Raw genomic sequence first — 20,850 nt, forward strand, 5'->3', positions numbered from 1 at the left:
CCCGTCATAGCGACCGTGAGACTGAATCGAGCTTGCCGGTGAAGTAGGGGCCAAACACAGTTTCGAAGGCCTTCAAGGCCGCGCCGATCGCCTGATGCATGTCGAGATACCGGTAGGTGCCCAGCCGTCCGCCGAGATGCAAGTTTTTCTCGGCGGCCGCCCGTTCGAGATAACGACGGTACACCGCCTGATCCCGGCGCGTGTCGATCGGATAGTAGGGTTCGTCGCTGCGGCCGGCAAAACGGGAATACTCGCGGCCGATGAGTGTCTTGTCGCTCTTGTGCTGGCGTTCCGGATTGAAATGCCGGAACTCGACGACGCGGGTGTAGGGCACGGCCTCGTCGGCATAGTTCATGATCGCCGTGCCCTGATGATCCGGCGTGTCCATGACCTCGAGATCGATATCGATGGTCCGCCAGCCGAGCTCGCCCTCGCAATAGTCGAAATAGCGGTCGATGGCGCCGGTGTAGACGACCGGCAGGTCCTTTGGCAGCGACGGTTTGATATCGAAGAAGTCGACGCCAAGCCGTGTTTCGATGAGCTCATGCGCGAGCATCCTTTCGAAGATCGCTGTATAGCCATCAACCGGCTGGCCCTGGAAACGGTCGTTGAAATAACCGTCCTCGAATGTGTAGCGGACCGGCAGGCGCGCGATGATCTGCGCCGGCAGTTCGCGCGGGTCCGTCTGCCATTGCTTGGCCGTATAGCCCTTGATGAAGGCCTCATAGAGCGGCCGGCCGACGAGGGAAATCGCCTTCTCCTCGAGATTGGCCGGAGGGCGATCGCCAAGCTCCGCCGCCTGCTCGGCGATCATGCCGCGCGCCTCATTGGGGCTCAACCGCTTGCCGAAGAACTGGCAGATCGTGGCGAGGTTGATCGGCAGCGGATAGACCTTGTCGCGATAGGTCGAAAACGCACGATGGCGATAGGCCGTGAAACCGGTGAAGGCGCGCAGATAGTTCCAGACCTCCTCGTTGGATGTGTGGAACAGATGCGGCCCGTAGCGATGGATCTCGACGCCGGTGGCGGGATCTTGTTCGGTATAAGCATTGCCGCCAATGTGTTGGCGCCGGTCGATCACCAGCACACGCCGGCCGAGTTGCGTGGCGATGCGCTCGGCGAGCGTCGCGCCATAAAAGCCTGCGCCGACAATCAGAATGTCGGCCTTGCCAAGCAGGTTCTTGTCCATTCGGCCGTATCCATTCAGCGTTCAGCGTTAGCGCCTTATTCGCCGCTGTTGGTCAGGATTCAAGCGAAAAAAGACATTCGACCGAAGTGTTTGGAAACGAGGTATTTCGGCTGGCTGGATCAAAATATTTTGGTAGCTTTGATCGTCTTTGTATGGATTAGAGGAATCTTCAGAATCCGAACATTTATTTTATCGATATCGTTGATCGATCGGTCGAGCAAAAGCGGCCACCATAGGGTCTCGCATCCATGAAACTTATCGTCGTGACGCCGGCCGGACGCGAGAAGTACCTGCGCCTGCTCAGCCACCATGTTCTGAAAAGTCCCGAGGTGCATGAATGGCATCTGTGGGACAATTGCCGCAACGAAGCCGACCGCGCCTATCTCCAGCGATTGGCAGCCAGCGATCCGCGCTGCAAGATAAAGACGCTTCCGAGTGCCGACGGCACCATCGACGTCATCGGCAGGTTCTTTCGCTTCTGTGACGACGCCGACGCTCTCTATCTGCGCCTTGATGACGACGTGGTTTTTCTGGAGGAGGGCTTTCTCCCCAGATTCAAGGCGCGGGCCATGGCGGAAAAGGGGGCGGCCCTCTGGTATGCGCCGCTCATCATCAACAACGCTGTCTGCAACAGCTTGATTAAAAATCTTTCCAGGGTTCTGATCGATGGGCCGCTTACCTGCCAGGCGATGTGCCCCTATTCCTGGGCACATGCCAGCTTTCCCGAGGCGCTTCATCCCGTCTTCATCGAGGCTGTGCGGACGAACCGGCTGGGTGATTTCCGCGTGCCTGACCGGGACGTCAGGCTGGGGCGCTTCTCGATCAACGCGATCGGGTTTTTCGGCTCGGATATCCTGGAGATCGGCGAGCTTTTCTACCCGCCGGGAAATGATGAAGAGGAATGGCTGTCAGCGACCTTGCCGACAAAGCTCGATCGGCCGGGCAGGGTTTTCGGCGATCTGGTCGCCGCGCATTTCAGCTTCTTCACACAGGAGCAGCGTCTGCTGCAGACCAGCATCCTGGACGACTACTACGCGCTCGCCGGCCTGCCGGCTCCGCTTTACGAGAAGCCCGTTGTCCGAACGAGACTGAAAGATCGTCTGAGGCCGTGGCGAAAGCGAAACAGGAATCCGGGGCCGCGCTACACGATATCGCTTGCCACAGCCGACTGACGTCCGGGCTTCGGTCCGGCCCCGTCCAAATGCTTCCCACCTTACCGCCTGCTAATTGGCGTTTGCCGTAGAAAAGTGTCGGCACGGCCGGCAGAAGGCGCGTCAACCTGACCCGCCCCCAGCAAGCCCATGGCGATCACGCTGGGCTTGGAATCGCCGGCGCATCGGTTTTCAGCCATGACGGCAACAGGATGCTCTTCGGGCGCGGATTATCAGCGCAATCGCGGAGCAAGCCGCATTCGTAAAAAGATATTGACTGTATGTTCAGTAATAATTATTCCTGACTTCGAGGATTGAGTTGGCCAGCCGGCTTTGCCGGTGAATGGCCACCAGGAGAGGGGAATATCTTGACAGCCATCCGGCCAGCCGTTGAGGCGAAGGGCGTCACCAGGACTTTTCAGGGACCCGGCCAGGAGCCCGTCAGGGCGCTCGACGAGGTTTCCGTTTCCATTCGCGAGAACGAGTTTTTCACACTGCTGGGACCATCCGGCTGCGGAAAGACGACGTTGTTGCGGCTGATCGCCGGCTTTGATTTTCCGAGTGCCGGCGAAATCCTGCTCCACGGCCAGGACATTGCGCCTTTGCCGCCGTTCAAGCGGCCGGTCAACACCGTCTTCCAGTCCTATGCGCTGTTCCCGCACATGACGGTGGCCGAGAACATCGGCTTCGGCCTGAAGATGCTGGGCAAGCCCAAGGCCGAGATCGAGGCGCGCGTCGATGCGATGTTGACTCTCGTCCACATGGGGGAATTGAAGAGCCGCCGCACCAGCCAGATTTCTGGCGGCCAGCAGCAGCGCGTGGCGCTGGCCCGGGCGCTGGCGCCCCAGCCGAAGGTGCTCTTGCTCGACGAACCCTTGTCGGCGCTCGACTACAAGCTGCGCAAGGAGATGCAGATCGAGTTGAAGCGGCTGCAGCACGAAACCGGCATCACCTTCATCTTCGTCACCCATGATCAGGAAGAAGCACTGACGATGTCGGACCGCATCGCGGTGATGTCGTCAGGCAAGATCCTGCAGGTCGGCACGCCTTGGGACATCTACGATCACCCGGCGCAACGCTTCGTTGCCGACTTCATTGGCGAGACCAATTTCCTGGACGGCACGGTCGAAGGCACCGCGGATGGCAAGGCGCGGGTCACACTGCGCTCGGGAGCAAGGATCCTCGCGACCACCGCCAGCGATTTCCAGCCGGGCAGCCAGGCGACGCTGATGGTGCGGCCCGAGCATGCCAGGCTCGTCAAGGCCGCCGGCGACCTGACCGGCACGGTCGAGACCGTCGTCTATTTCGGCACCGACACGCATATCCATGTCCGGCTGGCGGACGGCGGTCCCTTCATCGTGCGCCAGCAGAATTCACGTTGTGCCGGCTGCGGCTTCGAAGCCGGGGACAAGGTCGGCATTCAGATCGGCGACGTCGCCGCGCAGCTGCTGAAGGATTAGTTCATGGCGACCGCGAACGAGATCGCCGACAAGGCCGAACGCAACGATATCCGCTCGCGCTGGCTGCTTTCCGCGCCGGCGCTGCTGATCGTCTTCCTCGCGGCGCTTGGGCCGCTGCTGATTGTGGTCGTCTATTCCTTTTTGACCCCAGGCAATTACGGCGACGTGAAATGGCAGTTTTCGACCGACGCCTGGGTGAGCGTGCTGCTTCAGCGAGACGTCTTCGACGACACGCTGTCCTTCGCCAGCGCGCATCTGTCGATCTTCTGGCGCTCGGTGTCCCTGTCGGCCATGACCACGATCCTAACGCTGATCTTCGGCTTTCCGACCGCCTATTTCATCGCGACACGACCGGAACACCGGCGCGATATCTGGTTGTTCCTGATCACCATCCCGTTCTGGACCAACCTTTTGATCCGAACCTTCGCCATGCAGGAGGTGCTGCGCAATGATGGCCTCATCAATTGGCTGCTGCAGCTGCTGCGGATCGCCGATCATCCCATCCAGCTGATGTATACGAACTTCGCCGTCCTGCTCGGCATGGTCTATGTCTTCCTGCCTCTGATGGTGCTGCCGCTCTACGCCAGCATGGAGAAGATCGACTTCCGGCTGATCGAGGCGGGTTACGACCTGTACGCGACGCGATTCCAGGTGTTGCGGCGCATCATCGTGCCGCTGGTCGCGCCGGGCATCGTTGCCGGCTCCATCCTCGTCTTCATTCCCTCGCTCGGCGCCTATGTGACGCCGCGCGTGCTGGGCGGCGGCACCAATCTGATGATCGGCAATCTGATCGAACTGCAATTCGGCCAAGGGCGCAACTGGCCGCTCGGTGCGGCGCTGTCGATCACGCTGATGGCGATCGTGATGGTGGCGTTGCTGTTCTACGTCCGCAACATGACAAGGTCGGATGGCAGCCATGGTTAAGCGCTTCGATGTCCGCCAGCAGAACGGCTTCGTCACCATAGCGATGGTGTGTTTCTTCCTTCTCTATCTGCCGATCGGCACGCTCGTCGTCTTCGCCTTCAACGACAACGAATCGCTCGCGATCTGGAAGGGCTTTTCGCTGCGCTGGTTCCATGTCGCCTGGAACAACACGTTGGTGATCGAATCCTCGATTCGCTCGTTCCAGATCGCAGCCGTCGCCGCCATCCTGGCGACGATCACCGCAACGATGGCGGCGCTGGCGACGACCCGGACCAAGCCATATCGCGGGCTGACCTTCAAATACGCCTTCATCAACCAGCCGCTGATGGTGCCGGAGATCGTCACCGCGGTGGCGCTGCTGATTGTGTTCTCGCGCATCAAGATCTGGACCGGCTATTCGGGTCTTGGATACCTGATCGCAGCCCACACCGCCTTCTGCATCCCGTTCGCCTATCTGCCGATCCGTGCTCGGCTCGAAAGCATGGATCTCTCGCTCGAAACGGCGGCGGCAGACCTCTATGCAGGCAAATGGCAGGCCTTCCGGCATGTGACGCTGCCGCTGCTTTGGCCGGGCATCCTGGCTGGGCTGATGCTTGCCTTCGTCGTCTCGCTGGATGACGTGGTCATCACCGAATTCGTCAAATCCGGCGGCCAGGACACGCTGCCGACCTTCATGCTCGGCCAGATTCGTCGCGGCGTGACGCCGGAAATCAATGCGATCTCGACAGTCTTCCTTGTCCTGTCGATCGGCATTGTCACGGCGTTCTTTTTCTTCAGCAGGAAACGGACCTGAGGCCGCATCGCCGCCGGTCCCAACAATGGGAGCAAGAGCATGAACTGGAAACTGACCGCGACAGCCGTCGGGCTATCGCTACTGGCTGTCACGGGCGTGGCGCGTGCCGATGGCGAGCTCAACATCTACAATTGGGGCAACTATACCAACCCCGACCTGATCAAGAAGTTCGAGGAGACCTACAAGGTCAAGGTCACCGTCACCGACTTCGATTCCAACGACACCGCGCTCGCCAAGATCCGCCAGGGCGGCGCCGGTTTCGACATCGTCGTGCCCTCGGCCAGTGTCGTGCCGATCTGGATCAGCGAAGGGCTGCTGCTGGAGACCGATCCCAATGCGATGGAGAATTTCAAGAACGTCGATCCCAAATGGGTCGATGTACCGTTCGACCCGGGCCGCAAATACACGGTTCCGTGGCAGTGGGGCACGACAGGCATATCGGTGAACAAATCGGTCTATTCGGGCGATGTGAATACGTCGGCAATCTTCCTCGACCCACCGCCCGAACTCGTCGGCAAGATCAACGTCGTGCCCGAAATGGGTGACATCATGTTCCTCGCCATCGCCTACGAAGGCGGCCAGTATTGCACCGACGACAAGGTGTTGCTGAAGAAGGTGCGCGACAAGCTGGTCGAGGCCAAGGCGAAATGGCTGTCCTTCGACTACGGCGCCGTCGACGGCCTGGGCAAGGGCGACATCGCTGCCGGCGTCAACTGGAACGGCATTTCGCTGCGCCAGCGGCTGCAGAACGACAAGATCGTCTATGGCTATCCCAAGGAGGGCTATCCGATCTGGATGGACAACGTCGCGGTTCTCAAGGACGCCAAGAACGTCGACAATGCCAAGCTGTTCCAGAACTTCATCATGGATCCGCAGAATGCCGCCCTGATCTCGGCCTTCGCCCGCTATTCGAACGGCATCAAGGGCTCGGAAGCCTTCATGCCGGCCGACATGAAGGACGCGCCGGAGGTGAACGTGCCAGCCGAATTCGCCGCCAAGGGCCAGTTCATGGCGGCCTGTCCGCCGGATGTGCAGGCGCTCTACACGAAAATCTGGACCGACCTGCAGAAATAGCCTGATCCGTTGTTTTCCGCGCCGCGACATGCGGCGCGGCCACCTCTCGATCCATCAAGCCAAGGCGATCCGGCGATCGCAGGAGACTTTCATGACCGATCTCGACCTCTGCTACATGCCGGCCCATGAGGCGCTGCGGCTGTTCAAGACAAAGACCCTTTCGCCCATCGAACTGATGCAGGCGACCATCGATCGCGCCGAGGCGACGAAGCCGACGATCAACTGCTTCACCTTCGAGCATTTTGACGAGGCGATGGAACTGGCCAGGAAAGCCGAGGCGAAATACGCCAAGGGCGCCAAAACCGGCGCGCTCGAGGGCCTGCCGATCGGTATCAAGGACGAGAGCTACATCAAGGGCAAGCCAACATCGCACGGTTCGCTCCTGTCTAAGGATGCCATTGGCGGCCACACCTCGACCATCAATGAGCGCATCATCAAGGCAGGCGGCATCGTGCACGCGCGCACGGCGACGCCGGAATTCAGCTGCGCCGGCTATACCTGGTCGAAACGGTGGGGCGTCACCCGCAATCCCTGGAATCCGGACTTCACGCCGGGCGGGTCGTCGGGCGGGTCTGCGGCAACGCTGGCGTCAGGTACATCGTCGATCGCCACCGGTTCGGACATTGCCGGGTCGATCCGCATTCCTGCCTCGGCCTGCGGTCTTGTCGGCTTCAAACCGCCCTACGGCCGCAATCCGGACGAGCCGCCCTTCAACCTCGACTTCTATTGCCACACCGGTCCGCTGGCGCGAAACGTCAGGGATGCGATCCTGCTGCAGAACGTCATGGCCGGACCGAGCCCGCTCGACATCGCCACGCTGCGTCCCAAACTGCGCCTGCCGCTCGACTACAAGCCGATCAAAGGCTGGAAGATCGCTTTTTCGATGGATCTCGGCTCCTTTGAAGTCGATCCCGACGTGCGCAAGAACACGCTCGCCGCCTGTGATGTCTTCCGTTCGCTTGGCGCCACCGTCGAGGAGGTCGACCTGGGCTGGGGCGACGAGGTGCTGAAGGCCGGCATGGCCTATCTCGAACACCTGTTCGGCGCCTCTCTGTCGCAACTGTTGGAGAAGCACGGCAAGGACATGACCAGCTATGCCAGGCAGTTCGCCGAGGATGGGCAGAGGTCGAAGGCCGCTGACTTCGTCGCCACATTGGAGGTGGCGGCCAGGATGTACCAGACGCTGGGTCCGCTGCTGGAGACCTACGACGTGCTGATCTGCCCGACAAATGCGCTGCCCGCGGTGCCGGCGGAGTTCGATCAGACCAGGGACACGGTCGAGATCAACGGCAGAAAGGTGAACCCCTCACTGGGTTGGGTGATGACGACGCCGTTCAACATGCTGAGCCGTTGCCCGGTTCTGACCATACCGTCGGGCCGCGCCGCCAACGGTGTACCGACAGGCATCCAGATCGTCGGCCGCACCTATTGCGACGCCGATGTCTTCCGGGCGGGGCTGGCCTATGAAACGGCACAGGGCCAGTGGTACAGGAATGCCGAGACACGTCCGTCGCTTTGATCAACGGCAGCGTCTGCGACTGGTGCTTGATCTCCGGCGTCGGCTATGGTGAGCCGGGGATTCTCGCCGACAGTTCGAAAGGCCGGATGAAAAATGGCACAACGCGAGGCAACCGCGGCCGAAAAACGCAGGGCTACGATGGCTGAGGGCAGGGGCTCGGCGAACGATGCCGTGTCGAAAGACCGTCGGCGCGAGCGTGGCGAAGCAAGCGTCCAGCGGATCATCGATGCGACCATCGATCTCATCGCTGACGAAGGCCTGGCCAGCGTCACCATGCAGCGTATCGCAGAACATGTTGGCTCCTCCAATGCGCTGGTGGTTTTCCACTTTCGCAGCAAGGAAAACCTGTTCCGGGCTGTCCTGCAGTACCTCAGCGATCGATACGACGAGTTGTGGGTGACGCTGGTGCGAGCGCCGGGCCTGTCGCCGGTTGAAAGACTACTCGGCGCGGTCGAATGCGCGCAGCGCTTCGCCAGGCAGCATCCGAAATGGGTTTCCGTTTTTGTCGTCTTCTCCAGCGACCGCAAGAGCATGCAGATCTACAATGAAATCGGCCTGCCGAGCGATCTCGCCTACACCGCCGAAGCCCGCGAACTCCTGATCGAGATTTCGCACAGCGGCGGCTATGCCGGCGTCGACATAGACACCTTGTCGGAGAGCCTGAATTACCTGGTTCACGGCGCATGGTACTGGGATCATCTCAACCCTTCGAGCCGTGACACCAATGTGCTGCGCAAGACCATGCTGCTGCTGCTGCATCAGGCATTTCCGCGACATTTCGAACTGATGCGTTGATTTTAGGGACTCTGCCGCAGATGGCAGCCGGCCTGGCGTTTCTGCTCCAGGTACTCGTCGATCAACTGGCGGTAGCGCACTTTGCCGAAGCTCGGGAAATGGCCGCCATGCACGATCGAGACATCGAGCTCGCGCATGGCGAGCAGCGTCTCGACATAGTCGGGGATGTCTGAATGGTAGACGTCGTCGATCAACGGGCCGTCGTAGATGATGTCGCCGGACAGCAGGATGCCGGTCTTCTCCTCGTAGAGCGCGATGCCGCCTGGCGAATGGCCGGGTGTGTGGACGACCTCGAAGGTGCGGTCGCCGAGATCGACGACGTCGCCATGGTCGAGCAGGCGATCGGCCGGGGCGGGCAGGATCCGGTAGCGGGACGACTCCCAGCCCTGCGGCAATCCATCGAACATGTCGTCGGTCGCATAGCGGTCGGCCACCGTCCATTCGTTGCGCGGGTCGGCGAGGATTCCCGCCTCGGCCCGGTGCACGCAACGGTCGGGAAATTCGTGATGGCAGCCGATGTGATCGAAATGCGTATGGCTGGCGACGCAGGTGAGCTTGCGCTCGCTGACCAAGGGCACATGTGTGCGCAGGCTGAAATGGCCTAGGCCCGTATCGAACAGAAGGTCGCGGTCGCGGCCGCGCACATGCCAGATGTTGCAGCGGAAGAAAGGTTTGATCCAAGGCTCGTGGATCAGCGTGACACCATCGGCCATGCGGATGGTCTCATACCAGTCTGGCGCCTCAATGGCCGGAAGGTTTCCCATTTCAGTCCGTCAAAACGATGATCTGGTCGGTATTGCACGAAAGGGCCACAGTGTCGCCGGGCTGGACGGTTGCCGATGCGGGCAGCTTGGCGATGAACTGCAGCGAGGCGTCTTCGACCGAGACGGCAAGCACGCGTTTGAAACTGCCCTGAAATACGACGTCGGTTACTTCCGCCATACCGAGACTTGCGGTGCCGGCAGCCCTGCCGAGGAGGAGGTGCTCCGGCCGTATGGCGAGCGCAACAGCCGAGCCCACAGGCAAGGCGCTGGGCACAAAAACCGCTCCGGCCGGCGTCTCTACCGTGCTCGTCCTGTCCTTGGCCTCCGCCACCTTGCCGGCAAGGATCGTGCTTTCGCCCATGAAGGTGGCCGAAAAGCGCGTCGCCGGCCTGGCATAGACGCGCTCGGGCGGTCCTTCGTCCTCGATACGGCCGTCATTCATCACCACGCAGTGGTCGGCCAGCGCCATCGCCTCTTCCTGGTCGTGGGTGACATGGATGAAGGCCGTGCCGACGCGCTTCTGGATCGCCTTCAATTCGTCCTGCATCTGCCGGCGCAGTTTGAGATCGAGCGCACCGAGCGGCTCGTCGAGCAGCAGCACCGCCGGCTCGATGACCAGCGCACGCGCCAGCGCGACGCGCTGCCGCTGGCCGCCGGAAAGCTGGTGGGGCTTCTTGTCGAAGGCGGCAGCCAGACCAACCAGCGCCAGTGCCTCGCGCGCTTTTGCGGCGCGCGTCGCACCGTCGACACCTTGCATGCGCAACCCGAACCCGACGTTGCCGCCGACGCTCATATGCGGAAACAGCGCATAGTCCTGGAACACCGTCGTCGTCGGACGTTTCGCCGGCGGCACCGCGGTGCAGTCCTCGCCGCGGATGAACACCTTGCCTTCGCTGGGCGTGACGAAGCCGCCGAGAATGGACAACAGCGTCGTCTTGCCGGACCCCGACGGCCCGAGCAGGATCGTGTAGCTGCCGGGCTCGATCCGCAGCGAGACGTTCTTCAGCACCGCCAACTGCCCGAAACGGTGTGACACGGCGCGGATATCGACCAAGGGGGCGGTCATGCTTTTCTCCGGCGCAGCAATGTCAGTTCGAACAGCACGACCAGCACGATGGAGACGGCGAAGACCAGCGAACCGACCGCGTTGGTTTTCGGGTTGAGGCCGGAACGCAGCAGGTTCCAGATCTCCACCGGCAGCGTGGTGTCGAAACGGGTCAGCAGGAAGGAGATCACGAACTCGTCCCAGGAGAAGGTCATCGACAGGAAGAAGCCGGCGAAGATGGCGGGCGCCATGACCGGCACGGTGATCAGAAGCAGCACCTTCCATTCCGGCGCCCCGAGGTCGCGCGCGGCGCGCTCGATGTTGATCTGGTGGTCGCCCATCTGGCTGTAGATGATGGCGAAGCACAGCGGCAGGTTGATCACGACATGGCCGATGCCGGCGGCAAGCAGCGATTTCGGCACGCCGGCCCAGTTGAACAGCACCAGCAGCCCCATGCCGATGATGAGATAGCTGACCGTCAGCGGCAGCGTGATCAGTCCGCGCAGCAGGCCCGAGCCCGGCAGCACGAAGCGCGCAATGCCCCAGGCGGAGAGGAAGCCGAGCGTGACGGCGGTGGCTGAGGAAAGCACCGCGACCATCAGTGAATTGACCAGCGCCGAGGTCAGCCGCGCGTCGGAGAGCACCGCCTCGTACCAGCGCAGCGACGGGCCAGTGAAGGGCGGAATGGGGAAGGAGGTCGCCTGCAGCGAAAACAGCACCAGCACCACCACCGGCAGGAAGATAAAGCCGTAGACGGCAAGCGCGTAGAGCCAGGAAGCGAGGCGGACAAACCGGCGCATCTCAGGCCCGCTCGATCTTCAGCCAGCGGGCGCAGGCGAGGTAGGCGATGGTGACCACCACCATCAGGATGATCGACAGCGCCGAGGCGAGGGGAAAATCGCCGCGCCGGCCGATCTGCATCATCACCAGCTGCGGCATCAGAAGCTCGTTGTTGCCGCCAAGGATCTGCGGCGTGATGTAGTCGCCGATGCACAGCACGAAGGTGAGGAAGGCGCCGACCATGATGCCGGGCAAGGTCAGTGGCAGGATGACATGCAGCAAGGTGCGCACTGGCCCGGCGCCGAGATCGGCGGCCGCCTTGCGGTAGCTCGGGCTGAGCTGCTTGAGATTGGCGAAAATCGTCAGCGTCAGCAGCATGACGAAGAAATGCACGAAGCCGGTGACCGTGGCTAGCCGAGTGTTGGCGAGCTGCAGCGGCTCGGCGATCAGGCCGGAACCGGTCAGCGCGCGGTTGATGACACCGTTCTGCGCCAGCACCAGCAGCCAGGAATAAGAACGCACGACATAGGATGTCCAGAACGGCAGCACGGCCAGCATCAGCGCCAGCCGCTGCCAGCGTTCGGGCACCTGTTCGGCGAGGATCCAGGCGAAGGGGTAGGCGAGCAGCACCGAGACCACGGTGACGATCGCCGTCACCTGCAACGAGTTCACCATCGCCTGCCAGTAGGAGGGGTTGGTGAAGAACTGGCTGTAATTGGTGAGCGTGAAGCCGCCGCCCTCATGCGCCGTGAGGCTGGAAAACCCCATGGCGATGAAGGGCAGCACGAAGAACAGCAACGTCCAGCCGAGCGCCGGCGTGACCAGCGCCCAGGGCAGGGCGCGGCCCGCGCGGCTGTTCCTGGTTGAGCTCACCAGCGGCTGCCGATCATTTCGCCTGCAGCATTTCGGTCCACATGTCCTGCATCTTCTTGTCGAGGTCGGCATTCGGCGCCGGATAGGCCTGCGCACGGGCAAGGAAGCCCGGCTGCTCATCGAAGCGCAGGATCTTCTTCTGGTCGTCGGTTAGCGCCGCCTTGGTGTTGGCGGGCATGCCCCAATAGCAGGAGGACGTGGCAAGCCGCGCCTGGCCTTCCGGGCTCATAATGTACTGGATGAATTTCAGCGCCAGATCCTTGTTCTTGGACTCCTTGAACATGGCCAGCGACTGCGACCACAGCACCGCGCCTTCCCTAGGGATCGAGAAGTCCAGCGCCGGATTTTCCTTGGCCAGCCCCGCCGTCACCCATTCGCCGCCGCCGACCAGTATGTCGACCTCGCCGGTGGCGAGCGCCGTCTGGCTGGCGGTCACTTCGCCGACCAGCTTGGCGTTGGCCTTCATCTTGAGCAGCTCGTCCTTGAGGGCGGGCAGGTCGGCTTCGGTCAGCTCCGCCGTCTTCTTGCCGATGGCGAGCGCGGCCATGCCGATGACCGGCAGATAATAGTCGTAGATGGCGACCTTGCCCTTGTACTTGTCTGATGTCAGCGACGCCAAGGACTGCATGTCGGCCGGATCGACCTTGGTCTTGTTGTAGCCGATCGTGTTGTAGCCGAATTTTTCTGTGATGCCGTAGCGCTTGCCGCCGACCACGGTCGAGCCGTCCATTTTCACCTGCGGGAAGAGGTCGGCCAGCGGCAGCTTGTCTTCCGGCAAAGGCTCGAACAGGCCCTTTTCGACGCCGCGCGGCACGTCGATCGAGTCGATTACCATCACGTCCCAGTCGCCGGGCTGCGATTGCTCGACGATGGCGAGGCCCGCGCCGGTACCCTCGAATTCCTTGACGTTGACCTTAACATTGTTGGCCTCCTCGAAGGGCTGCAGCAGAGCCGGGTCGGAATGGTCGCACCAGATCAGCGCGTTGAGGTCGGCCGCCTCGGCGAGGCTGCCGGCCCCAAGCAGCACTGCCGTGGCGGCGCAGGCGGCGTGCAGATGGCGCTTCAGGACGGAAAGCGGATTCCCGGATGCGGATTTGACGGACATCGAGTGTTCTCCCTTGCCTTTGTGGCTTCTTGCAAAAAATTGAACCAATTCTAAAATTGAGTCAATTCTGTTTTTGTGGCAAGAGGCTGATATGAGCGGATTGCGGGCAAGGCAAAAGGCGGACCGGCACAGGCGCATCATCGAGGCGGCGGCAGAGCTTTTCCGCGAGGCCGGCTATGAGGGCGCCAAGATCGAGGCGATCGCCGCGCAGGCGGAAGTGTCGATCGGCACGATCTACAATTACTATGAGAACAAGGGCGACATCCTCGGCGCCATCGTCTCGCTGGAAGTCAACGAGGTGCTCAACGCCGGGCGCGGCGTCGTCGCCAGGCCGCCGGCCAATGTCGGCGATGCGCTGGACACGCTGATCGGCATCTATATCGAGCACTCGCTGCACTATCTCAGCAAGGAGATGTGGCGGCAGGCCATGGCGATCTCGACACAACTGCCCGACAGCCCGTTCGGCCAAGCCTACACCGCGCTCGACCGTTCACTCACCGAACAGATCCGCGCGCTGATCGCCCGGCTGCAGGAGCTTGGCCTGGTACGCCAGGACATCGACGGGACAGCACTCGGCGAACTCATCTTCAACAACATGAACATGATGTTCATCGAATTCGTGAAGCGCGACGAGGCCAAGATGCCGGAGCTGCGCGCGGCGATACGCCGGCAGAATAGGATTTTGGTGGCGGCGATTGGGGTGTGAGGCTGTCAGGAGCAGACAGGAGAGATCGTCGCTTCGGCATAAACGCTGTTTTGCGCGAGGCTCAGCTCTTGAGTTGAGTTTGAAATCTGATACAACCTATGGGGGTATTAGAAGGGGAGAGATAGATGGGGGCGTTTTCAATCTGGCATTGGGCAATATTGCTGCTGTTGATCGGCGTGCCTGTTTTCTTTGCCGTTCGATCGGCCGCGAAGCCGTCTCAGAATCCCGAAGCTCTTGCGGGCTTCGGGGGCTGGTTGATGCTGCTGGCTATCGGTCAGGCATTGTCACCGATGCGTACACTCGCCGACTTCGCCAATTCGGCCGACGGCTACCAGCAACTCATGACCCTCTCGAATGGGCCGCTGGCGGTGTATGGCGAGGTTGCTCTCAATCTGGCATTTCTGGCACTTCAGCTGATCGTGCTCGTTTCGATGCTGCGGCGAAGCCACCGGTTCCCGCAATTGTTTCTGCTTCAGTGGCTTGCGATCCCTGTCGTTTTTGTCCTGGACACGATCTGGATCGCGTCAATTCTGGGCGCTTCGGTGAGCCAAGTGCTCGCAGGCGATGCGCTGGCGGCCCCGATAGCCTCGTTTGTTGGGACAGGCATCTGGGTCGCTTATGTCTACAGGTCCGTCAGGGTGCGCAATACGTTCACCAGGACGAACCTATCTACCCAGCCAGCGAGTGCCTCATAGGGACCAGCTAGCGAGTGCCTCATTGGGAAGTGCGCTCGGAAGATTGGACTGTCGGGGAATCGTCCGTCAGAGCTGGTGCCCCCGGACGGAATCGAACCGCCGACCTTCGGTTTACAAAACCGCTGCTCTACCAGCTGAGCTACAAGGGCACGGCGCTCCGGTTAGCATATTTGTTGCGCCAGTAAAGACAAAACTCCGTTTTCGGTTACCCCGGCGGTGGATGACGCTGCGGATGCGCATGCTGAAATCCGCGGGCACGCTTCCTACATCATGGTGAGGTGCAATCGCTTCGGACTGGAGTGTCGCATGATCAGGCTTGTCATCATTCTCCCCATCGTCGTCATCGCCTGGATGCTGCTGGTGAAGCTCATCAGTGATGTGAAGAAGGCCAATGTCGACTGGACCGGCGTGACCACGATCATCGGCTTCATCGCGCTGGCCTTCTGGCTTCGCCATGTCACGGGCATGGGATGAGGGAATAGGCAGTAGGGAATAGGAATTGCATCGTTCGTATCGGCATGGTGCCGTTTCACTACTGCCTACTGCCCCGCCGAAAAAATCTCCTCAACCTTTCGAACCTTTCGACAGGCCACGCCGACTGATCTCCAGAGGCGAATGATCGTCTCGGTCAAGGATCCAGGAGATCATCATGTTCAAGCGCATGCTCACTTCCGCCCTCGTAGCCGTTTTCGTCGCTACAGGCGCACTGGCCGCCACCGTTCAGACCTCGTCGGCTTACGGAATGCATCATCACCATCATCACTACGACTACGACGACGACTATGGCGACTACTGGTGGTATCACCATCATCACCATCATCATCACCACCATGGCGGGGTGGTCATCATCTTTTGATGCCAAGGCCTGTCGTGTTCGAAGGGCGGCCTCGGCCGCCCTTTTTGCGTTCTCCGTGGCCCACCGCCGGGAACCGACCGCATCTCGGCAAAAAAAGATCAAAAAAGCTTCGAACCTTTTTCGGTGCCGCGACGACAGATGATCAAGAGGCGGATGGATCGCCTCGGTCAACGAAGCAAGGAGATCATCATGTTCAAGCGCACACTCGTTTCCGGCCTCATCGCCACCACCGTCGCCGCCACCACGCTGGTAGGCACCGTTCAGCCTTCGGCGGCTCATTCGCATCACCACGACCTCGGCATCGGCATCGCCGCCGGCGTCGGCGGGTTTGTCCTTGGCAGCCTGCTCGCCCAGCAGCCGCCGCGGACCGTCTATGTCGACGAAGACGGCGGTTCCTGGCACGTCCGCCGCTGCTTCGATCGCTACTCGAGCTACGATCCGGACTCCGACACCTACATCGGTCACGACGGCTACAGCCACTACTGCCGGCTCTGAGAGGGGAGGAGGATTGTTTCAGCAACAGAAAAAGGGGCTCACGCGGGCCCCTTTTTGCTTTTTTCGCAGAGACTTACAGTTGCGTCTTCGGGCTGGGATCGGCGATCGGCAATCCGGCGGCGCTGCAGGTGCTGCCAACGATATGCCTCGTCTCCGTAGTGTCGCTCATCGCGACGAGATCGAAGCTGCTTCCGGCATCCGGGTAGACCTTGGCAACAAACGCCTTGTCAGCGCCCCCGGATGGCGTCTTGGCGCTGACGGTGCCGCAGACCACGATTTCCCGGCGGCCGCTCAGCGTTCGCTCGCCGGCGAGGATCGTCCCGAACCTGGCGGAGGCCGGATCCGGCAGGCGCTGGCGGACACCGGCCGTGACGACCTCTTCCAGCGCCAGCGAGAACGGAATGGGATTGACGCGCTGGTCGCCGGCATCGGGTCGAGGTGTCGTCGCCACACATCCGTAAAGCGAAGCGACAAGCAGAAGCTGAACCGTTTTCCTCATTCGCGCCCTTTCGCATGCATTCGAACGCCACGGCAAGGCGGTGAAATCCAATCAGGCGGGCGCTATACAGCGATTTTCGCAGCGTCTAGTTTATCCCGATGGCCCGGTTGAGGGAGGGTGGCTTGGACGAGCAGGAACCCGGGGAAGAGCTGATCGAGACGGTTTTCCGCAACGGTACCGTCACCACTGTCGGCATCCTGCTGGCATTTTCGCTGGGCTTCATCACCCATTGGGCCGCCAACCCGATCCCGTGGCGGGCCTACCATCTTGTCGCAGTGCTGCCGATCCTGGCCGGCATTGCCTTGCAGATGCGGGCGCTGGCGCTGCTGCTCGACATCAAATCGCTGCAGCGGCGCGTCTACGAACGCGCCAACCGCATCTTCATCGCCGGCCTCATCTTCACCGCTTGCGGCGTCGGCATGGCGATCCTGCTCGATTTCTTCGATATCGCGACCAGGAGTGCGCTGCCCGGGGCAGGCTGATCAGCCGGCTTGCACGCCGCCGATCATCCTGGTCACCTCGGCCGCGGCACTGCGCACCATCGGTCCGATCTCCGCCAGCCGCTCCGGCGTCACCCGCACGGTCGGCCCCGATACCGAGACACCGCCGATCGGTTCGCCGAACTCGTTGAAGATGGCGGCCGCCACGCAGCGCATGCCGGGGTGCCGCTCCTCGTCATCGACCGACCAGCCGCGCCGCTTGATCGTTGCAAGATCATGCGCGAGGGCGGAAATGTCGGAAAGCGTCTTGTCGGTGAAACGCTGCAGGCCGGCCTTGCGCAAGATGGTGCCGACGCGCTCCGGTTCGAGATGCGCCAGCACCGCCTTGCCGATGCCGGACGCATGGAAAGGGCTGCGCGTGCCCGGACGGAAGAAGGCGCGGATCGCCTGGTGTGTCTCGACCTGGCTGACGAACACCACGCAGTCATCCTCGGCGACGCCGAGATTGGCGGTCTCGCCGGTTCTTTCCATAAGCTCCTGCATGACGATACGGGCACGGTCGACCAGCTTGCGGCGGCGCAGGAACGCCGCGCCCATGCGGTAGGTCTCGACGCCGATCGACCACAACTGGTCCGATGTGTCGAACTCGACCATGCCGTGGTTCTGCAGCGTCGTCAGCATGCGGTAGACGGTAGAGGCGGCAAGGCCGCTCTGCGCCGATATCTCGCTCAACGACAGGCCGCTGCCCTCGGCGACAATGGCCAGGATGCGCAAGGCCCGGTCGAGCGACTGCACCGAACTGGCCTCGGCAGGTCCGTTGAAAGCGCGCGGACGACCGCGCTGTCGTTTCTCAGTGGTTTCCATGACGCCCAGTTTCGCCGATTTCCCCAAACAAGCAATGAAAAAGTTTTTCACTCGCGCGGCAAGGGGAATTCCTGGAAAACCGAAAATCCAATAAAATCAACGTATAGCCGTCGTTTTCTAGAAATGAAAAAATATTCTGAAAAAATTGAAAAATAGCTGGCTTGCTGACATTCTCGGCCATCCAACAATGACAAACCCTGTGGAGGGCTGGAAAATGGCCAGGATGCGCGCTGTCGATGCCGCGGTTCTCGTTCTCGAAAAGGAAGGCATTTCCTGCGCCTTCGGCGTGCCGGGTGCTGCGATCAATCCGCTCTATTCGGCGCTGAAGGCGAGGGGCACGATCCGCCATGTTCTCGCCCGCCACGTCGAGGGCGCCTCGCACATGGCCGAAGGCTATACTCGTACCAAGGCGGGCAATATCGGTCTGTGCATCGGCACTTCGGGGCCGGCCGGTACCGACATGATCACCGGGCTTTATTCGGCCGCCGCGGATTCGATCCCGATCCTCTGCATCACCGGCCAGGCGCCGCGTGCCCGGCTGAACAAGGAGGATTTCCAGGCCGTCGACATCGCCGCCATCGCGGCTCCGGTTGCCAAATGGGCTGTTACCGTCATGGAGCCTTATCTCGTGCCGATGGCGCTGCAGAAGGCATTTCATCTCATGCGCTCGTCGCGGCCCGGTCCGGTGCTGATCGACCTGCCGGTCGACGTCCAGCTGGCCGAGATCGAGTTCGACATCGAGGCCTATGAGCCGCTGACGCCGTTCAAACCGGCGATGACGCGCGCCCAGGCCGAAAAGGCGCTGACCATGCTCAACGCGGCCGAGAAGCCGCTGATCGTCGCCGGCGGCGGCATCATCAATGCTGACGCAACGGACCTGCTGATCGAGTTCGCGGAAATATCAGGCGTGCCGGTCATCCCGACGCTGATGGGTTGGGGCGCGATCCCCGACGACCACCGGCTGATGGCCGGCATGTGCGGCCTGCAGACCTCGCACCGCTATGGCAATGCGACGATGCTGGAGGCCGATTTCGTCTTCGGCATCGGCAACCGCTGGGCCAACCGCCACACCGGCTCCGTCGACGTCTACACCAAGGGCAAAAAATTTATCCATGTCGACATCGAGCCGACGCAGATCGGCCGTGTCTTCGCGCCGGATCTCGGCGTTGTGTCCGACGCGGGTGCGGCACTCAAGATGCTGCTCGACGTCGCCACTGAATGGAAGACGGCCGGAAAACTGCGTGACTGGTCGGGCTGGGCGAAGGAATGCCAGGCCCGCAAGAAGACGATGAAGCGCAAGACGCATTTCGACCAGGTGCCGCTGAAGCCGCAGCGCGTCTATGAAGAGATGAACAAGGCGTTTGGCCGCGACGTCACCTATGTCACCACGATCGGCCTGTCGCAGATCGCCGGTGCGCAGTTCCTGCATGTTTACAAGCCGCGCAACTGGATCAATTGCGGCCAGGCCGGCCCGCTCGGCTGGACGTTGCCGGCAGCGCTCGGCGTTCGCGCCGCCGATCCGGACCGCACCATCGTGGCGCTGTCGGGCGACTATGATTTCCAGTTCATGATCGAGGAACTGGCGGTCGGCGCCCAGCATAAGCTGCCCTACATCCACGTCGTCGTGAACAACGCCTATCTCGGCCTGATCCGCCAGGCGCAGCGCGGTTTTGCGATGGACTATGAGGTCAGCCTCGCCTTCGAGAACATCAACCGGTCAGGCGATCCCGAGGCCGGCTATGGCGTCGACCATGTCGCCGTTGCCGAGGCGATGGGCTGCAAGGCGGTTCGGGTGCGGAAACCCGAAGAGTTCGCCGGCGCCTTCAAGCAGGCGCAGCGGCTGATGAAGGAACATCGGGTTCCGGTCGTGCTCGAATTCATCCTCGAGCGCGTCACCAACATCTCGATGGGCACCGAGATCGACAAGATCACCGAATTCGAGGACCTTGCCGAACATCAGGAAGATGCGCCGACCGCGATCGTGATGCTGGATTAGGAGAAAAAGAATGCCGCGTTTTTCAGCCAATCTGTCGATGCTCTTTGGCGAGCATGATTTCCTCGATCGTTTTGACGCCGCGGCGCGCGCGGGTTTCAAGGGCGTTGAATATATCGGTCCCTATGATCATGCGCCCGAGGTGGTGGCCGCGAGGCTGAAGAAGAACGGCCTCACACAGGTGCTGTTCAATCTGCCGGCCGGCGACTGGGGCAAGGGCGAGCGCGGCATTGCGGTGCTGCCGGACCGCGTGCCGGAATTTCGTCAAGGCATCGCCAAGGCAATCACCTATGCACAGGCGCTCGGCTGCCAGCAGGTCAACTGTCTGGCCGGCATCGCGCCGGCAGGTTCCGACCGCAAGGTGCTTGAGGATGTGTTTGCCGAAAACCTCGCCTTCGCGGCGGAGAAGCTGGAGCAGGCCGGCATCAAGCTGTTGATCGAGCCGATCAACACCCGCGACATTCCCGGCTTCTTCCTCAACTACTCCGACCAGGCGCTGGCGATCATCGACCGCGTCGGCTCCAAAAACCTGTTCCTGCAATACGACATCTATCACATGCAGATCATGGAGGGGGATCTCGCCCGTAAAATCGAGGCCAACCTCGGCCGCATCGCGCATATCCAGCTTGCGGACAATCCCGGCCGTCACGAACCGGGAACGGGCGAGATCAACTATCCCTTCCTCTACGACCACATCGACCGCATCGGCTATTCCGGCTGGATCGGCGCCGAATACAAGCCGAAGGCAGGTACCGAGGCAGGGCTGGGCTGGTTCCGGGACCTGGCCGGGCAGGGCAGCGCGGCGGCGTAGAAGCCGGCGCGGAAGCTGC

23 protein-coding genes and 1 tRNA gene are annotated in these 20,850 nt (G+C 61.6%); 15 read left to right on the plus strand and 9 right to left on the minus strand.

All coding sequences use genetic code 11. From position 1 onward, the window contains the following. Window positions 1-4 precede the first annotated feature (4 nt). Window positions 5-1,189 carry a UDP-galactopyranose mutase gene (gene glf, locus AC1D05_RS03100; RefSeq protein ID WP_477438043.1) on the minus strand — a complete coding sequence of 395 codons (1,185 nt, stop codon included), beginning with the start codon at window positions 1,187-1,189 and terminating at the stop codon, window positions 5-7. Between the two features lie 248 nt (window positions 1,190-1,437). Between glf and AC1D05_RS03105 the strand changes: the two genes are divergently transcribed. The 7 genes from AC1D05_RS03105 (at window position 1,438) to AC1D05_RS03135 (ending at window position 8,905) form a co-directional block, all read left to right on the plus strand. Next, on the plus strand, window positions 1,438-2,361 hold the full coding sequence (locus AC1D05_RS03105; protein WP_477438045.1) for a hypothetical protein: 924 nt from the start codon (window positions 1,438-1,440) through the stop codon (window positions 2,359-2,361). Between the two features lie 356 nt (window positions 2,362-2,717). After that, window positions 2,718-3,800: an ABC transporter ATP-binding protein gene (locus AC1D05_RS03110; RefSeq protein ID WP_477438154.1), complete on the plus strand. Its 1,083-nt coding sequence runs from the start codon at window positions 2,718-2,720 to the stop codon at window positions 3,798-3,800. 3 nt (window positions 3,801-3,803) lie between these two features. Further along, entirely contained in the window at window positions 3,804-4,724 is a 921-nt protein-coding gene (locus AC1D05_RS03115) for an ABC transporter permease (protein WP_477438047.1), read from the plus strand. After that, window positions 4,717-5,517, plus strand: coding sequence for an ABC transporter permease (locus AC1D05_RS03120; RefSeq protein WP_477438049.1), 801 nt, complete (start codon window positions 4,717-4,719; stop codon window positions 5,515-5,517). The genes AC1D05_RS03115 and AC1D05_RS03120 overlap by 8 nt, the downstream gene beginning before the upstream one ends. 39 nt (window positions 5,518-5,556) lie before the next feature. Continuing rightward, window positions 5,557-6,591, plus strand: coding sequence for an extracellular solute-binding protein (locus tag AC1D05_RS03125; RefSeq protein ID WP_027057058.1), 1,035 nt, complete (start codon window positions 5,557-5,559; stop codon window positions 6,589-6,591). Between the two features lie 91 nt (window positions 6,592-6,682). Further along, window positions 6,683-8,110 (plus strand): amidase, encoded by a 1,428-nt coding sequence (locus AC1D05_RS03130; protein WP_477438051.1) that lies wholly within the window; start codon window positions 6,683-6,685, stop codon window positions 8,108-8,110. A 138-nt stretch (window positions 8,111-8,248) separates the two neighbouring features. Then, entirely contained in the window at window positions 8,249-8,905 is a 657-nt protein-coding gene (locus tag AC1D05_RS03135; RefSeq protein WP_477438053.1) for a TetR/AcrR family transcriptional regulator, read from the plus strand. 2 nt (window positions 8,906-8,907) lie between these two features. Here the strand turns inward: AC1D05_RS03135 and AC1D05_RS03140 are convergent, their stop codons facing one another. Genes AC1D05_RS03140 through AC1D05_RS03160 form a run of 5 tightly spaced genes read right to left on the minus strand, consistent with a single transcriptional unit; the run spans window position 8,908 to window position 13,472 of the window. Continuing rightward, window positions 8,908-9,669: an MBL fold metallo-hydrolase gene (locus AC1D05_RS03140; protein WP_477438055.1), complete on the minus strand. Its 762-nt coding sequence runs from the start codon at window positions 9,667-9,669 to the stop codon at window positions 8,908-8,910. Between the two features lies 1 nt (window position 9,670). Beyond that, window positions 9,671-10,735: an ABC transporter ATP-binding protein gene (locus AC1D05_RS03145; protein ID WP_477438057.1), complete on the minus strand. Its 1,065-nt coding sequence runs from the start codon at window positions 10,733-10,735 to the stop codon at window positions 9,671-9,673. After that, window positions 10,732-11,514, minus strand: a complete 783-nt coding sequence (locus tag AC1D05_RS03150; RefSeq protein ID WP_477438059.1) for an ABC transporter permease — start codon at window positions 11,512-11,514, stop codon at window positions 10,732-10,734. Before AC1D05_RS03150 ends, AC1D05_RS03145 begins: the two co-directional genes overlap by 4 nt. Before the next feature lies 1 nt (window position 11,515). Continuing rightward, the gene (locus AC1D05_RS03155; RefSeq protein ID WP_477438061.1) at window positions 11,516-12,367 is read right to left on the minus strand and encodes an ABC transporter permease; all 852 of its coding nucleotides are present in this window, start codon (window positions 12,365-12,367) and stop codon (window positions 11,516-11,518) included. 13 nt (window positions 12,368-12,380) lie between these two features. Beyond that, window positions 12,381-13,472, minus strand: coding sequence for a polyamine ABC transporter substrate-binding protein (locus AC1D05_RS03160; RefSeq protein WP_477438063.1), 1,092 nt, complete (start codon window positions 13,470-13,472; stop codon window positions 12,381-12,383). Window positions 13,473-13,563: 91 nt separating this feature from the next. Between AC1D05_RS03160 and AC1D05_RS03165 the strand changes: the two genes are divergently transcribed. Next, entirely contained in the window at window positions 13,564-14,178 is a 615-nt protein-coding gene (locus AC1D05_RS03165) for a TetR/AcrR family transcriptional regulator (protein ID WP_477438065.1), read from the plus strand. A gap of 125 nt (window positions 14,179-14,303) precedes the next feature. Beyond that, entirely contained in the window at window positions 14,304-14,873 is a 570-nt protein-coding gene (locus AC1D05_RS03170) for a DUF2569 family protein (RefSeq protein WP_477438067.1), read from the plus strand. Between the two features lie 73 nt (window positions 14,874-14,946). Here AC1D05_RS03170 and AC1D05_RS03175 read toward each other — a convergent pair. Further along, a tRNA-Thr gene (locus AC1D05_RS03175) sits at window positions 14,947-15,022 on the minus strand. A 157-nt stretch (window positions 15,023-15,179) separates the two neighbouring features. Between AC1D05_RS03175 and AC1D05_RS03180 the strand changes: the two genes are divergently transcribed. The 3 genes from AC1D05_RS03180 (at window position 15,180) to AC1D05_RS03190 (ending at window position 16,224) form a co-directional block, all read left to right on the plus strand. Next, window positions 15,180-15,347: a hypothetical protein gene (locus AC1D05_RS03180; RefSeq protein ID WP_023768610.1), complete on the plus strand. Its 168-nt coding sequence runs from the start codon at window positions 15,180-15,182 to the stop codon at window positions 15,345-15,347. A gap of 175 nt (window positions 15,348-15,522) precedes the next feature. Then, entirely contained in the window at window positions 15,523-15,729 is a 207-nt protein-coding gene (locus tag AC1D05_RS03185) for a hypothetical protein (protein WP_477438069.1), read from the plus strand. Between the two features lie 189 nt (window positions 15,730-15,918). Then, complete coding sequence (locus AC1D05_RS03190; protein ID WP_477438071.1) at window positions 15,919-16,224, plus strand: BA14K family protein; 306 nt, start codon at window positions 15,919-15,921, stop codon at window positions 16,222-16,224. 73 nt (window positions 16,225-16,297) lie between these two features. Here AC1D05_RS03190 and AC1D05_RS03195 read toward each other — a convergent pair whose 3' ends face one another. Next, window positions 16,298-16,723 carry a hypothetical protein gene (locus AC1D05_RS03195; protein ID WP_477438073.1) on the minus strand — a complete coding sequence of 142 codons (426 nt, stop codon included), beginning with the start codon at window positions 16,721-16,723 and terminating at the stop codon, window positions 16,298-16,300. 122 nt (window positions 16,724-16,845) lie between these two features. Here AC1D05_RS03195 and AC1D05_RS03200 point away from each other — a divergent pair, with 122 nt between their 5' ends. Continuing rightward, complete coding sequence (locus tag AC1D05_RS03200) at window positions 16,846-17,205, plus strand: hypothetical protein (RefSeq protein ID WP_477438075.1); 360 nt, start codon at window positions 16,846-16,848, stop codon at window positions 17,203-17,205. On the opposite strand, the gene bhcR is transcribed toward AC1D05_RS03200, so the two are convergent. After that, window positions 17,206-18,027 carry an HTH-type transcriptional regulator BhcR gene (gene bhcR / locus AC1D05_RS03205; RefSeq protein ID WP_477438077.1) on the minus strand — a complete coding sequence of 274 codons (822 nt, stop codon included), beginning with the start codon at window positions 18,025-18,027 and terminating at the stop codon, window positions 17,206-17,208. A gap of 214 nt (window positions 18,028-18,241) precedes the next feature. Between bhcR and gcl the strand changes: the two genes are divergently transcribed. Together gcl and otnI are read left to right on the plus strand one after the other, a co-directional pair. Beyond that, window positions 18,242-20,023: a glyoxylate carboligase gene (gcl, locus tag AC1D05_RS03210; protein ID WP_477438079.1), complete on the plus strand. Its 1,782-nt coding sequence runs from the start codon at window positions 18,242-18,244 to the stop codon at window positions 20,021-20,023. Window positions 20,024-20,033: 10 nt separating this feature from the next. Continuing rightward, window positions 20,034-20,831: a 2-oxo-tetronate isomerase gene (gene otnI / locus AC1D05_RS03215; protein WP_477438081.1), complete on the plus strand. Its 798-nt coding sequence runs from the start codon at window positions 20,034-20,036 to the stop codon at window positions 20,829-20,831. Window positions 20,832-20,850 lie beyond the last annotated feature (19 nt).

This window comes from Mesorhizobium sp. P2_E9, from assembly GCF_056403815.1.